Origin of the sequence: Brevundimonas sp. (assembly GCF_031082345.1) — a bacterium.
Lineage (GTDB): Bacteria > Pseudomonadota > Alphaproteobacteria > Caulobacterales > Caulobacteraceae > Brevundimonas.
Genome location: NZ_JAVHLH010000045.1, coordinates 1 through 14,183, shown reverse-complemented (window position 1 = coordinate 14,183; position 14,183 = coordinate 1). Strand labels below are relative to the sequence as shown.

The window sequence follows — 14,183 nt, the reverse complement described above, 5'->3', positions numbered from 1 at the left end:
TCAGCCTCGGCGTTCTCGATCTGGTCGGCGGTGTAGGGCACGCCGACCGCCACCATGGCCCGCAGCTTCGCCTGGATGGCGTGCTGGTCCAGGTCCTGGTCGGCCAGGAAGGCGTAGGGCGGCATGTTGGACTCCGGCACCACCGACCGGGGATTATCCAGGTGCTCGCGGTGCCACTCGTTCGAATATTTGCCGCCGACCCGCGCCAGATCAGGCCCGGTGCGCTTGGACCCCCACTGGAACGGATGGTCGTACATGCTCTCGGCGGCGAGGCTGTAGTGGCCGTAGCGTTCGACTTCGTCGCGCAGCGGGCGGATCATCTGCGAGTGGCAGCTGTAGCAGCCCTCGCCGATGTAGATGTCACGGCCGGCCAGCTCGAGCGGGGTGTAGGGCCGGACGCCCTCGACCTCCTCGATCGTGCTCTCGACCCAGAACAGCGGGGCGATCTCCACGAGGCCGCCGATCGACACGACGACGGTGATCCCCATCACCAGCCAGAGCGAGTGGCGCTCGAATTTCGCGTGCTTCTTCCACATGGTGCGATCCTCACTCGGCCGGCAGGAGTTGCGGCTCGATCGTCGTCGCCGGCACGTTCGCGGAGGCGCGCGCGGACGGCATGCGGATCGTTCGCCACAGGTTGTAGGACATGATGACAGTGCCGCTCAGGAACATCAGGCCGCCGACGGTGCGGATGACGTTCTGGATGTGCTTGGCCGACACGGTCTCGATGAAGCTGTTCGCGAGGAAGCCGTCAGGCGTGTACTCGCGCCACATCAGGCCTTCCATAATGCCGGAGACCCACATCGCGGTGATGTAGAGAACGATGCCGGTCGTCGCGATCCAGAAATGCCACTCGACCAGGGCGTTGGAGTACAGGCGCTCCTTCTTCCACAGCCAGGGGACCATGCAGTAGATGGCGCCGAAGCTGATGAAGCCGACCCAGCCCAGGGCGCCGGAGTGGACGTGGCCGATGGTCCAGTCGGTGTAGTGCGACAGGGCGTTGACCGTCCGGATGGACATCAGCGGCCCCTCGAAGGTCGACATTCCGTAGAAGGCGATGGCCACGACCATCATGCGGACCACCGGGTCGGTGCGCAGCTTGTCCCACGCCCCCGACAGGGTCATCAGGCCGTTGATCATCCCGCCCCAGGACGGCATCCACAGCATGATCGAGAAGGTCATGCCCAGCGTCTGGGCCCACTGCGGCAGGGCCGTGTAGTGCAGGTGGTGCGGACCCGCCCAGATGTAGATGAAGATCAGCGACCAGAAGTGGACGATCGACAGGCGGTAGGAATAGACCGGCCGCTCCACCCGCTTGGGCACGAAATAGTACATCATCGCCAGGAAGCCGGCGGTCAGGAAGAAGCCCACGGCGTTGTGGCCGTACCACCACTGGACCAGGGCGTCCTGGACCCCGCCGAAGGCCGAATAGCTGCGCGCCTCCAGCAGGCCGACCGGCACCGCGGCGTTGTTGACCAGGTGCAGCAGGGCAATGGTGACGATGAAGGCCAGGTAGAACCAGTTGGCCACGTAGATGTGGGGTTCCTTGCGCTTCCAGATGGTGCCCAGGAAGACGAACAGATAGGCGACCCAGACGATGGTCAGCCACAGGTCGACGTACCACTCCGGCTCGGCGTATTCGCGCGACTGGGTGATGCCGGCGACATAGCCGGTGGCCGCCAGGACGATGAACAGCTGGTAGCCCCAGAACACGAACCACGGCCACACGCCGCCGGCCAGCCGCGCCTTGCAGGTGCGCTGCACGACCCAGAAAGACGTGCAGATCAGGGCGTTGCCGCCGAAGGCGAAGATCACGCCCGAGGTGTGCAGCGGCCGCAGCCGACCGAAGTTGAGCCAGCCGTGCTCAGGGAAATAGAAGATCTCCGGCCACGACAGCTGGGCGGCGATGAAGACGCCGACCGTCATGCCGATGACGCCCCAGAACATGGTGGCGATGACCCCGGCGCGGATGACGCCGTCCTCGTACTTGCCCGGGTCCGAGCGGAACCGGCCGTGGGCCACGCCGATGGTCATGGCGGCCAGCGCCAGGACCGAGGCCGCCATCAGGAAATAGCCGTGGAAGCGGAAGGCCGCGTCGTCGGTGAAGGCGGTGGCCAGCAGGGCCACCACCGCCGCAACGCCCACGAACAGGAACAGGGCGACGACGTCGCCTGGCGTATCGGTATCCTGTGAGACGGTTGTCGGCATTCGGCTGGGCCCTTGTGACAGAGTTCCCTGCGTGCCCGGACTCGCCCCGCGCCGCTTTGCGCCAACGCAAAGCTGACGTCCGAAAATCATGTTCATACGGTCTACGGAGGCTGCGAATGCAAGGCGACAACACCCCGGATTCGAAGACGCTCGGCGCGGGCCTGGTCACCGGCGGCGCGGTGCTGGCGATATCGTCGATCGGCATCGGGATCGCCGCCGCCGAACATATGGCGACCGCGGCGAATCTGTGCGGACCCGTGACGGGCCATTGCATCCTGTGCGTCGTCTCTGCGGCGAGCCTGTTGTCGTCCTGTGGCGTCATCCTCGCGGGCGTGGCGCTTCGCCAGGACCCCCGTCTCGATCAACCCGGCGCAGCGCGCGCCTGAGACCGGGGCGACGGCGTTCACGCCTCGTGGGTGAGCGCGCTTCGCACCGCAGTCAGCAGGGCGTCCGTGAGCAGGGGCTTCTCGATGATCGGAACCCCCGCCATCGCTGCGCGGGCCCTGAGCAGGGTGCGCGGATTGGTCGTGATCAGCACCGCCGGCATGCTCACGCCCTTCGCCCGGAGCCGATCCAGCAGCTCCAGCCCGTCTGCGCCCGGCAGGTTGTAGTCGAGCACCAGACAGCCCTTGGGCGGCAGGTCTCCTGACGCCAGCACGCTCTCGGCGTCGCTGAAGCTGCGCACGTCCAGCCCCTCGAGATCGAACGAGAACTGCACGGCGTGCGCGACCGCCGGGTCGTCGTCCACGAGGATGACGGCCGGACGCGCTTCCCGAATGATGGGGAGAAGGGTCACGCGCAGATGGCTTCCAGACGGCCGCGCTGCAGCAGGCGCACGTGGCGGGTGGAACGGGCCTCGATCAATCCCTCGGTCTGCAGCTGGGACAGGGTCCTCGAGACGGTGTGAATGGTCAGACCGACATGGTCCGCGATGTCCTGGCGGGTCATTGGCAGGTCGATGAATTCGGGGTGGCCAAGGCGTTCGGCGAAATCGAGGAGAAAGGCCACGACACGCTCGTTCGCCGCCTGCCGGGAGAGGATGAGGGCGTGATCCTCGCTGCGATGGAAGGCGCGGACGGTGACCTGCCACAGGGCCCGGACCAGACCTGAATCCGTCGCGGCGCGCTCCGCCAGCTCCACCCGCTCCATGGCCGAGGCGTGAACCGTGCTCAGGGTCTCGGCGGTGGTGGCGTGCTCGATGCCGGCCTCCAGGCCGACGAAGTCCCCCGGCAGATGGAAGCCCGTGACCTGCCGGCGGCCGTCGCTCAGCAGCCGGTAGCTGATCACGGCGCCCTTCTGGATGCGATAGACCAGCCGGACCGGCTCGCCCTGACGGAACAGCTGTTCGCCCGCCTTGAACGGCGACCGCGGGGCCGCCGACGCCGTCGCGAAGGCGGCGCACAGATCACAGTCCGCGACCGGCGTCCGCGGGGCCGCGGTCTGCAGTTCCATCGGTGCGAGGGTGTGAAGAGCTGGCATGGGACGGGTCCGGTCAACTTGAGCCCACAGACTAGAGCCCGCCCCCTCCCCGCCGATATTCGGGAGTCCCCCCTAGGGGATTTACCGGAGTCGACGGCGCGCGACCCCGAGCCTTTGGTGCGATGGCCGTCGCGGTCGTCGGCCTTCAGACACGCCTCATGCCCATCGCTTTCGACATCGAAACCCTGCGGCGTTCCGAGATGTTCTCCGGCCTGAGCCCGGAAGCGCTTGAGCTTGTCGTCGCGGCGGGTTCGGTTCGCCGCCTGTCGGCGGGGACGCGCGTCTTCGCCCAGGGCGACCCCGGAGTCAGCGGCCACAGCCTGCTGGAAGGACGGGTCAAGATCGTCCAGACCCGGGCCGACGGTAGCCAGGCGGTGCTGCGTTTCATCGGACCGGGCGAGATGTACGGGACCGTCGCCGCCCTGATGAATCAGGCCTTTCCCGCCGACGCCGTCGCCGTGGTCGACAGCGTCGAAATCTGGTGGACCATTCCCGCCCTGCGTCAGCTGATCCGGGCGCACCCCGAGATCGGCCTGCGGTCGACCGCGGCCGCCGGAACCCGCCTGTTGGATCTGCAGAGCCGGATGGGCGAAATGACCGGCGAACGGGTGGAGCAGCGAATCGCGCGCACCCTGTTGCGGCTCATGGAGAAGGCCGGGCGGCCCTCGGGCGACGGCGTCGAGATCGACTTTCCGATCACCCGTCAGGACCTCGCCGAAATGGCCGGTTCGACCCTGCACACGGTCAGCCGCACCCTGGCGGCCCTGGACCAGCGCGGCGTCACCGCAAGCGCCCGGCGACGGATCATCGTGCGAGACCCGCGCGCCCTGACCCAGCTGGCGGAGACCGGCGTCGGCTGATCCGCCGGCGGCCTCCCGATCGGGTCGCCTCATCGACCGAACGAGGGCCGGACCCGCAAGGGCCGGCCCTCTTCCGTTCCCCCGATCAACGCATCTGGGTCAGCATCTGGGTGAAGCGGCGCCGCGCGAGCGGCGGCGTGCGCCCCACGGCCGTGGTCACGGCCGCCAGATTGGCGTCAGCCGTTCCCACCTGGACCAGTCCGACCATGCCCATGCTGTAGTGCGGGGCGCATTTCACGCCATAGACGCCCGGCTGGGTCACCCGCAGAACGAACTCCCGGCCCATCGGGCCGCGCTGCACCGTCGCACCGGCCGGGATCATTCCGGCGATAGTTTCGGCGTTGTGGCCCGGGTCCGTCGGCACATAGCGGATCGTGTCGCCGGGACGGGCGTGGACGACGGCGGGCGAGAAGACCATCGTGCCGCCGGGACCGCGGTTGAGCATCTGCACCGTATGTTCGGCCGCCACGGCCTGACCTGCGGCCATCAGCGCCACGCCGGCGCAGACGATGGGGAGAAGTTTCGGAAACATGACTTGAGACTTTCAAGGTGAATGCGAGAGACGTTCTCGGCATGGCCCTGTTCTAGTCTTGGCATTCACGTGAACGTTGCGGTCGCACAAACCTGGGCCTCCGTAGAGTCCCGGATGCAGGGCGTAAAAAGCTCGCCCTCCTCCAACCTGATCTGTTCGCGAATATCGACGTCAGCCTTGCAGCACAGGACGTACAGCACCCGCCAGCTGGCGCAGGCCTGGGTCGGAGCCTGGAATCCCCCGGTCAGGGCGAGAACGCGGTCGAGGCGCGCGCGGATCCCGGCGTGCTCGGCCTCCATCATCCTCACCGCGTCGGCCGCCCGGGGGTCGCCGACCAGCAGCATCGGAAAGACCACGGCGTCCTCACGCTGCTGGTGGTGCTCAACCGCCTCCAGAATTTCGATCAGCTGATCGGACAGGCCGTGCGGCCAGAGCGCGTTTCCGCTGTGCGTCTTCTCGCAAGCCGTGGCCAGGGCGATGGCGTCCTCGATGATCCCGATCAGAGCCTGATGATAGCGCTCGCGGATGTGGCGGACCAGGAGCCTCGTCTCCGAAGGCGGCGCCGCCTCATCATGTTGCAGGCGGCTGAGGCTGCGGGTCAGGGAGCGTCGGTCGATCCGCCCGCAATCCGACACGCCCCAGCGCCGCAGGGCGGCCGGGTCGGCGGCCGGAATCAGGTCGAGGCGTTCTGGCGGCGGCCGCATGGACTCATCTCCCGGTGACGGCGCCCGATTGGCTGCGGTGAACTGTCCCGTCGTTGCGCTCGGACAATCCGCCCCCCGGGGGAATCGGCGAGCGTCGGCGCGAAGGAGATTCCCATGGCGTTCGACAATCCGCTCGCGGCTGACATCTGGTCCAGCAAATACCGCTTCAAGCCGACCGAGGGCTCCGGCGACGACACGGTGGAGCAGACCTGGGCCCGGGTGGCGGCGGCCATCGCCGAGGCCGAGGCGCCCAAGGCCCGGCGTCAGTGGCGCGAGCGGTTCGCCGAAGCCCTGTCGGACTTCCAGTTCCTGCCCGCGGGCCGGATCATGGCGGGCGCCGGCACCGGACGCGCCGTGACCCTGTTCAACTGCTTCGTCATGGGCACGGTGCCCGACGACCTGAACGGCATCTTCGAGGCCGTGCGCGAAGCCGCCGTGACCATGCAGCAGGGCGGCGGCGTGGGCATGGACTTCTCGACCATCCGCCCGTCCGGCGCGCCGGTGAAGGGCGTCGGCGCCGACGCTTCGGGGCCGCTCAGCTTCATGGACGTGTGGGACTCCATGTGCCGCACCATCCTGTCGGCCGGCCAGCGTCGCGGGGCCATGATGGGCTGTCTGCGCATCGACCACCCGGACATCGAGGCCTTCATAGACGCCAAGCGCGACCCGGCCCGGCTGAGGAATTTCAACGTCTCGGTGCTGGTCCCCGACGCCTTTATGCGCGCCCTCGAAGCGGGAGCGGACTGGCCGCTCGTCTTCGGCGGCGAGACGTATCGCACCGTTCCCGCCCGCGACCTGTGGGCCCGGCTGATGCAGGCGACTTACGACGTCGCGGAACCCGGTGTGATCTTCATCGACCGGGTCAATGAGCGGAACAATCTCGCCGGCGTCGAGACCATCTCGGCCAGCAATCCGTGTGGCGAACAGATGCTGCCGCCCTACGGCGCCTGCCTGCTGGGCTCGATCAATCTGGCGCGGCTGGTCAACAATCCGTTCGAGCCCGGGGCGACCCTCGACGAAGAGCGGCTGGGCGAGCTCACGCGCACCGCCATCCGCTTCCTCGACAACGTCATCGACGTCTCGCGCTTCCCGCTCGAGGCCCAGGCCGAGGAGGCGCGGGCCAAGCGGCGGCTGGGCCTCGGCGTCACCGGCCTGGCCGACGCCCTGGTGTTCTGCGGCGTCCCCTATGGCGAGGAAGAGGCGGCGGAGCTGACCCGCCGCTGGCTGGGCGTCATCAAGCGCGAGGCCTATCGCGCCTCGGCCGAACTGGCCGGCGAGAAGGGCCCCTACCCGCTCTGGGACCCCGCCGTGCTGGACCGGCCAAACCTGCTGGAGCTGGACGAGGAGACGCGCGCCCTGATCGCCCGTCACGGGCTGCGCAACGGCTGCCTGACCTCGATCGCCCCGACCGGGACGACCTCGCTGATGGCCGGCAACGTCTCGTCCGGCGTCGAGCCGGTGTTCGCCTTCGCCTACACCCGCAAGGTGCTGCAGCCCGACGGCTCGAAGCGCGAGGAGGCGGTCGAGGACTACGCCCTGACGGTGTGGAAGCGGCTGCACGGCGACGCTCCGCCGCCTGCGGACTCCTTCGTCACCGCCCAGACCCTGACTCCGGCCCAGCACCTGCGCATGCAGGCGGCGGCGCAGCAGATGGTCGACAGCTCGATCTCCAAGACCGTCAACTGCCCCGAGGACATCGCCTTCGACGCCTTCGCCGATGTCTATGTCGAGGGCTGGCGGCTGGGCTGCAAGGGCCTGACCACCTACCGGCCGAACGCCGTGACCGGTTCGGTGCTCGCCGCGACGCCGGCCGTCGCCCCCGCCCCGGCGCCGCCCGCCGAGATCCGCCTCAGTCCGCGGCCCGAGGCCCTGACCGGTTCGACCTACAAGATCAAATGGCCCGACAGCCCGCACGCGGTCTACGTCACCATCAACGACGTCGAAGGCCCCGACGGTCCGCGGCCGTTCGAGATCTTCGTCAACTCCAAGAACATGGAGCACTACGCCTGGACCCTGGGCCTGACGCGGATGATCTCGGCGGTGTTCCGGCGCGGCGGCGACGTCTCCTTCATCGCCGAAGAGTTGAAGGCGGTGTTCGACCCCCGCGGCGGCGGCTGGCTGAACGGCCGCTATGTGCCATCCCTGCTGGCGGCGATCGGCGGGATCATCGAGCGCCATCTGGCCCGCGACGCGGCCGCCTGCACGGAGCATGCGGTCGACGAACCCGCTCCGGCTCCGACGGCGACAGCGGCTGCGAAGACCTGCTGCCCCCGCTGCGGAACGCCCGGCATGGTCCGCAAGGAAGGCTGCGACACCTGCTTCGAGTGCGGCTATTCGAAATGCGGCTAGGCTGAACCGGAGGGGGCGGAGGATCGCCCCCTCCCTTCAGTAGCGGTATTCCAGGGTCAGCCAGCCCTTGTCGGCGTCGCCGAAGGCGGGATGGTCGCCTTCGAAATGCGCCGCCTTCAGCTCCACCGACCAGTGGGTGTCGATCGGCAGGGTCGCCGACAGATCCAGTTCCCGGCCCAGTTCGACGTCCCCGTCGGCGTCATGGAAGGCGTGCGCCTCGGCGCTCAGGCGAAGGGTGCGGCCCCAGGCCGGGACCCCGACATGGCCGCGCAGGAACAGGTCGCGCACCCCGAAGGCCGGCGTCGTGGTGATCACGTCCGACCAGCCGAGGAAGCCGTGGCCGGTGCCCAGCGGGGTCTGGAAGCCCGAGACCCCGTCGCCGTCGAACCGCTCATAGCCCGCGCCGACCGACCAGCGCGGCGTCTGAAGCCCCACGGCCGCCGCCTGGAAGTCCAGGGAATAGTCAGCCGGATTGGCCCCGGCGTCGGTCTGCACCGCATATTCGCCGGCCCAGGTCAGCGACAGGTCTCCGGACACCGACCGCGAACCGGCCAGCCGCGCCCCCACCGTAGTCGAGGACTGGACGGGCGCATTGTCCAGATCGATGGCCAGACCGAATCCGCTCAGCCGGCCGACGGGCGTATCCGTCTCGGCCTGCACCAGGTGGATGTCGCCGCGCCACACCCCCTGCGGATGCTCGTGGCCGAGCGGCCGCTGCACCCGGTCGGCGAAGACATATGTCAGCGCCACGGGTTTGAGCGCAGTGGTCGACAGCTTGACCGCATCGAAGGTCTGTTCGTTCTGGCGCCAGCCGACATTGCCGACGAACCGGCTGTTGCCGACGATCAGCCGCTGCCGCCCGACGGTAATCTCCGTGTCGGGCAGGCCCGTCCAGCGCACCTGCGCCCGGTTCAGCTCGACCGTCTCGCCGTCAGCCACCGCCGGACGGCCGGGAACGGGATCGACCGGCGCGGAATAGCGGTCATCCAGCACCGCGACGCCCTCCCCCTCGATCAACCACTGCAGACCGTGCGTCGTGGGCGAGCGCCAGCCCAGCCGCGTCCTCAGGGTCAGGGCATGAGCCCGCTCGATGAAGCCCTGCTGGTCGACCGTCTCGCTGCGCAGCCGGGTCTCGAACAGGACGCGGGCGTCGGCGTCAGGCGTCTGGGCCCAGGCCGCGGCCGGGACGACGGTGAGCATGAGGGCCAGCGCCGCCGTGCGTGTCATCGTCATGATCTTCTCTCCCGCTGGGAAAAAAGCGGCCGCCGAAGATATATCCCCGACGGCCGCAGGTCGCACACCAGACTGGCGACTAGTGTTCCATGTGGTTGTGGGCCTCCGGAGAACCCCGGAAGATTTCGGGGTTCTGCGGACCGGTGACCTCGATGATGCCGGCGGCTCCGCGATCGACCCGGCTCAGGGCGTGATCGACCATGATGTAGCTGCCGGGCACCTCGAACTTCAGGTCCACCACCGTGGCCCCGCCGGGAGGCACCAGCACGGTCTGAACGTCGGTGATCGGCGGGCTGGTCAACGAAGCGTCGCGATAGACGGTGTCGAAGATCTCGCCGATGACGTGGAAGCTGGAGATCTTGTTCGGCCCGCCAACGCCGAAATAGATGCGGGCAGTGTCGCCGACCTCGGCCTTGAGGGCGTTGTCCCCGGTCAGGGCCTTGAAGGCGCCGTTCATCACATAATAGGTCGGCTGTTCGTTGAGCAGCTTCTCGACGCTCTCGGTCAGCAGGCCCGGCGTGCCCTGCTCTTCTTCCGTGTAGATCTCGCCCTGCATCACATAGAACTCGTGATCGACCTCGGGCAGGCCGCCCTCCGGCTCGACCAGGATCAGGCCGTACATGCCGTTGGAGATGTGCTGGGCCACCATCGGCGTGGCGCAGTGGTAGACATAGAGGCCGGGCTGCAGGGCCTTGAAGGTGAAGGATTTGGTCTCGCCCGGATTGGCGTTGGTCGCCGCCGCGCCGCCGCCGGGTCCGGTCACGGCGTGGAAGTCGACATTGTGCATCATCACGCTGTCGGCGGCGTTGGTCATGTTGACCTCGACCGTGTCGCCGACCCGGACGCGGACGAAGGGTCCGGGGACCTTATTGTTGTAGGTCCAGTAGGTGTAGCTGGTCCCGTCCTCGAGTTGGCCGATGACCTCCGTGGTCTCCAGCCCGACCACATGGTGACGCGGGCTGTTGACGTTCAGCGGTCCAGGCAGGTCGCTCGCGCTCCGGATGATGTTGATGGCCGCGGCCGGCGCCGCGGCGTCGGCCTCCTGGGCGGAGACGACGCCGGGAGCGGTGGCGGCGAGGGCCAGAACGGCGGCGCTGGTGAGAAGAGCGAAGAGTTTCATTGTCATTCCCCGGGGCTCTCAGCGGCCCCAATGGGGACGGGTCTAGGGGCCTCCCCGGCGCCCGACATTGCGCGCGCACAACCTTCTCCGGGAGGCGGCCGACAGGGCGCGGGCCACCCTCGGCAGCTCCATATAAATATGTGCTATTTCAATGATTTGTGCGACTCTCTGAACGCGTCGCCCCGACCTGGGTATGTTCCCGTATAGGGTTCCTACGTAGGCCCGCGGGCGACGTTCGCCTGCAGCGGTCAAGCCGCCTCAGGAGGTCGATCGAGGCTCCGGCGGACCAGGTCGATGAACGCCGGGAACAGGGCGGTCCGGAATTCGGGCGCGGCCCAGTAGGGGTTCATGAAGACGCAGCGCACCAGCACCATGCCCGGCGCGTCGACGACGCCGCCGTAGCCATCGACGTGGCGGGCGATGACCGCGGCGTAGTCGGCCCCCAGGGTCGTCTTCGAAACGGAAAACTCCGGCGACCGGTGGATGTGCTCGAACAGGGCCGAGGTGCGGGCGTTGGCGCTGGACAGGGCTTCGCCGGGCGCGGCCACGGAGAAGCAGACGATATTGGCGTCGGCGGGCTCGAGAAAACGGACCTCCGGCACGGCGGCGCCCAGAGCCGCCTCGAACGCCTGGCGCGCCCGCACCGTCTCGGCCAGCAGGGCGCCCAGGCCGGCCGGATCGAAGCCGATGGTCCGTCCGCTCAGCCAGACCGCCGCGGCGCCGGCCGCCGAGCGCGACCCCTCCAGCGTCGACGACCATTTGCCGTCGCCGAGCTCGGGGCGATCCAGATAGGGGGCGTCGAAGGCCGAAACGGCGTAGCGCGCCCTGTCGCGGGTCAGGAAGGCGCCGCAGGCGTAGGGCACATAGCCCAGCTTGTGCGGGTCGATGGTCACCGAATCGGCCCGGCCGATGGCGCGCAGGGCCGAAGCGCTGGCCCGGGACAGCACATCTTCGTCCGGACCGCCGAGGATGGCGCACAGGAAGCCGCCATAGGCCGCGTCGACATGCCGCCAGATGTGCAGGCCGCGGTCGGCCTCCCACTGCTCCAGCCGATCATGCAGCGCGTCGATCGGATCGATCTCGCCCGTCTCCGTGGTGCCGGCCACGCCGACCGCCATCAGCACCGGCCGATCCTCGGTCTCGGCCCGCCGCATCAGTCGCTCCAGATCGTCGACGTCCAGACGCCCGTCGGCGTCGAGCCCCACCGCCCACAGCGACTCCTCGCCCAGACCGAACAGGTTGGCGGCCTTCGACCAGGAATAGTGTTTGTTGCCCGGGACCAGCAGCACGGGGCCCATATAGTCGCGCCCGGCGGCGCGGCCGATCCGGCGCCAGATGTCGGCCGGCACGCCGATGGCGGCGCTGCAGCGGCGCAGGACCGCATCGGTCAGCCCGTGTTCGGCCCAGAGTTCCCGGAACCGCGTCCAGCCCATGTGGGCCGATGCGAAGACGTCGAGGGGCTCCCCGGTCTTCTCGGCGATGTGCAGCCCGAGGCTGAGCCAGTGATCGAGCCGATAGCGAGCCCGCCAGACCGCCTCGAAATTGGCCACCGTGCCGCCGGAGGTGAAATGGCCCTCGGCCCTCGCCGGGTCATAGCCGACCATGGTCGCCAACATGGCGATGGCCTCGGCCTCGATCACCGTGCCGACCTTGCTGGCCTCGCGCGAGGTGTTGTTGGGATTGTGCAGCATGGCCGCCAGCCAGCCCAGCAGCGCCGGCAGCGACACCTCGGCCTTCATGTGACCGATGTAGCGAGGGGTGTAGGTCGGCGTTTCCGCGGTCAGGGCCTCGCAGAGTTCGGCCAGCTCCCGGGACAGGATTTCCCGGCGCTCCAGCCGCCCGGGCGACAGCCGGTCCGCCGGCCCCACCAGCCGGGGGTCGTCGGCGAACAGGCTCTTGCGCCAGTCGAACCATTGATCCAGCACAGCCTGGAACTCGCCGCGCACCCAGGTCTCGTTTTCCGAGCGCGGGCCGGGAAAATAGGCGCCGGCGACCACAGCGGCGGGGGACAGGCTCATGGAATCTCCGGAGGTTTGTCGGCTCGTGTTCACGACGGTCGGGTCAAGATCCAGCCGCCCACGCAGGCCAGCACCAGTCCCGCAACGGCCGTGACGGCGAGACCGGCTCCCGCCGCATGAACCAGCAGCCCGCTGAGGGGGAGGCTCACCACCGCGACCGCCTTGGCGCCCCGCGGGATGGCGCGGCGTTGCTCCCAGGCCGCCAGCGGCGGACCCAGCCGGGCGTGGTCCCGCAGCCACGCCTCAAGGCGCGGCGAGGATCGGGCGAAGGCCCAGGCCGAGAGAAGGACGAACGGCGTCGTGGGCAGCACCGGCAGGGCCACCCCCGCCACCGCCAAGGCCGCCGCCGCCAGTCCCAGCGCCTGCAGCATCAGCCGCCGCCGGTCGCCGGAAGCCGCGGAAGGGGCGCACTGGCACTCCCCGTAACAACACAGGTCGGTGGGACACAGCGCCGGATCGCAATAGTCGGAAGCAGGGCGGGTCATGGCGAATGCGTCGCATGTTCCGATCCGCGCCGCCTTGCGCAAGCGCAACATCACAGCGACCGGCGCCACAGCATCGGCCCGTAGACGGCGACGAAGCCCGCGAAGGCCAGCGCCCACAGCGTCGCCGAAAGGGCCAGCAGGGCGATGGTCCAATCCGTCAGGAACGGCGCCGAAACCCGCACGACCGCCGCTGACAGAACCAGCAGGTAGATGGCGGTCGTCGAACGGTCGGCGACCCGCGGGCGACCGGTATGACCCCGCGTGGCCCGCGTCATCATGGCCAGGGTCTCGACCCCCATGGCCCCGCTGGTCAGGGCGTGCACGCCCGCCGTGAACGGCACGGCCTCCGGGACCAGGGCGGTCAGTCCCAGCAGGACCAGCCCCAGCGCCAGCCACGCGTAGCCGAGGTGGAGAATCCAGACCAGCGCCTCGCGCCGCGCCAGCCAGCCGCGCCAGCGCGCCAGCCTCGCCAGATTGGCCGCGCCGGCGAGGACCATGGCCGCGCCGGTCAGGGGCGACCACGGCGCCGCCACCCAGGCGATGAGCGCCACCGCGGTCAACGCCAGCACGCCGGCGTCGAAGCGATTGAAGGCGGCCGGTCCCTTGGCGATCCCGTGCGCCCGGGTCCAGTTCTGGGTGAAGCTGGGCGTCACCCGGCCGCCGATCAGGGCGATCAGCCCGGTCACCACCGCCACGGCGGCGCGCTCGCCGCCCGGTCCGAACAGCGGGATCTGATCCCGCAGGTGGAAGGCGATGTTGGCCGCGGCCAGCACCGACACCAGCAGGCAGACCGGCAGGTTGCGCCGGTTCTTCGCCGCCAGCACCTCGCGCCAGATCACCGCCGCGAACACGACCAGAAAGGCGCTGTCGATCACGGCGGCCGGGACGGCCATCGACATCGGGAGAAAGCCCGCGGCCCGGCCCGCGACCCACAGGGCGAACAGGCCCGCCAGCTTCGCGCCGGTCACCGGCAGGCGGCCGGTCCAGTTGGGCACGGCCGTCAGCAGGAAGCCGGCGATGACCCCGGCCAGATAGCCGAACAGCATCTCGTGGATGTGCCACAGCCGCCCGTCCACCCCGCCGACGGTCCCGTCGCCCAGCGTCATCGACGCGATCCAGATCGGCACGGCGGCCGCCGCCCACACGGCCGAGAATAGGAAGAAGGGCCTGAAGCCGAAACTGAACAGGGGCGGAG

At 69.0% G+C, this 14,183-nt stretch carries 14 protein-coding genes; 3 read left to right on the top strand and 11 right to left on the bottom strand.

The features are described 5' to 3' along the window. Positions 1-536 (bottom strand): cytochrome-c oxidase, cbb3-type subunit II (gene ccoO / locus RDU12_RS04805; protein WP_308684180.1); only part of this gene is annotated, 536 nt, incomplete at its 3' end. A gap of 10 nt (positions 537-546) precedes the next feature. Continuing rightward, positions 547-2,034: a cytochrome-c oxidase, cbb3-type subunit I gene (gene ccoN / locus RDU12_RS04800; protein WP_374990188.1), complete on the bottom strand. Its 1,488-nt coding sequence runs from the start codon at positions 2,032-2,034 to the stop codon at positions 547-549. A gap of 290 nt (positions 2,035-2,324) precedes the next feature. Between ccoN and RDU12_RS04795 the strand changes: the two genes are divergently transcribed. After that, positions 2,325-2,594 (top strand): hypothetical protein, encoded by a 270-nt coding sequence (locus tag RDU12_RS04795; RefSeq protein WP_300290060.1) that lies wholly within the window; start codon positions 2,325-2,327, stop codon positions 2,592-2,594. A 17-nt stretch (positions 2,595-2,611) separates the two neighbouring features. Here the strand turns inward: RDU12_RS04795 and RDU12_RS04790 are convergent, their stop codons facing one another. Together RDU12_RS04790 and RDU12_RS04785 are read right to left on the bottom strand one after the other, a co-directional pair. Then, positions 2,612-3,004 (bottom strand): response regulator transcription factor, encoded by a 393-nt coding sequence (locus RDU12_RS04790; protein WP_300290059.1) that lies wholly within the window; start codon positions 3,002-3,004, stop codon positions 2,612-2,614. Further along, on the bottom strand, positions 3,001-3,687 hold the full coding sequence (locus RDU12_RS04785; protein ID WP_308684179.1) for a helix-turn-helix domain-containing protein: 687 nt from the start codon (positions 3,685-3,687) through the stop codon (positions 3,001-3,003). The genes RDU12_RS04790 and RDU12_RS04785 overlap by 4 nt, the downstream gene beginning before the upstream one ends. 158 nt (positions 3,688-3,845) lie before the next feature. Here RDU12_RS04785 and RDU12_RS04780 point away from each other — a divergent pair, with 158 nt between their 5' ends. Then, positions 3,846-4,547: a Crp/Fnr family transcriptional regulator gene (locus tag RDU12_RS04780; protein ID WP_300290057.1), complete on the top strand. Its 702-nt coding sequence runs from the start codon at positions 3,846-3,848 to the stop codon at positions 4,545-4,547. A gap of 85 nt (positions 4,548-4,632) precedes the next feature. On the opposite strand, the gene RDU12_RS04775 is transcribed toward RDU12_RS04780, so the two are convergent. Together RDU12_RS04775 and RDU12_RS04770 are read right to left on the bottom strand one after the other, a co-directional pair. Continuing rightward, positions 4,633-5,079 carry a pseudoazurin gene (locus RDU12_RS04775; RefSeq protein WP_300290647.1) on the bottom strand — a complete coding sequence of 149 codons (447 nt, stop codon included), beginning with the start codon at positions 5,077-5,079 and terminating at the stop codon, positions 4,633-4,635. Positions 5,080-5,144: 65 nt separating this feature from the next. Beyond that, on the bottom strand, positions 5,145-5,783 hold the full coding sequence (locus RDU12_RS04770; protein WP_300290649.1) for a hemerythrin domain-containing protein: 639 nt from the start codon (positions 5,781-5,783) through the stop codon (positions 5,145-5,147). A 114-nt stretch (positions 5,784-5,897) separates the two neighbouring features. On the opposite strand from RDU12_RS04770, the gene RDU12_RS04765 reads away from it, so the two are divergent. After that, positions 5,898-8,132, top strand: a complete 2,235-nt coding sequence (locus tag RDU12_RS04765; protein WP_300290651.1) for an adenosylcobalamin-dependent ribonucleoside-diphosphate reductase — start codon at positions 5,898-5,900, stop codon at positions 8,130-8,132. A gap of 36 nt (positions 8,133-8,168) precedes the next feature. Here the strand turns inward: RDU12_RS04765 and RDU12_RS04760 are convergent, their stop codons facing one another. From RDU12_RS04760 to RDU12_RS04740, 5 genes are all read right to left on the bottom strand, one after another. Beyond that, complete coding sequence (locus tag RDU12_RS04760; RefSeq protein ID WP_300290654.1) at positions 8,169-9,365, bottom strand: hypothetical protein; 1,197 nt, start codon at positions 9,363-9,365, stop codon at positions 8,169-8,171. Between the two features lie 79 nt (positions 9,366-9,444). Continuing rightward, on the bottom strand, positions 9,445-10,485 hold the full coding sequence (nirK, locus tag RDU12_RS04755) for a copper-containing nitrite reductase (protein ID WP_300290656.1): 1,041 nt from the start codon (positions 10,483-10,485) through the stop codon (positions 9,445-9,447). Between the two features lie 248 nt (positions 10,486-10,733). Continuing rightward, a complete protein-coding gene (locus RDU12_RS04750; protein WP_308684178.1) occupies positions 10,734-12,503 on the bottom strand; it encodes a pyridoxal-dependent decarboxylase in 1,770 nt (589 codons plus the stop codon). Between the two features lie 29 nt (positions 12,504-12,532). Beyond that, the gene (locus RDU12_RS04745; protein WP_308684177.1) at positions 12,533-12,988 is read right to left on the bottom strand and encodes a YbaN family protein; all 456 of its coding nucleotides are present in this window, start codon (positions 12,986-12,988) and stop codon (positions 12,533-12,535) included. 50 nt (positions 12,989-13,038) lie between these two features. Continuing rightward, the coding region (locus RDU12_RS04740) for an NnrS family protein (protein WP_308684176.1) at positions 13,039-14,183 on the bottom strand (1,145 nt) is incomplete at its 5' end.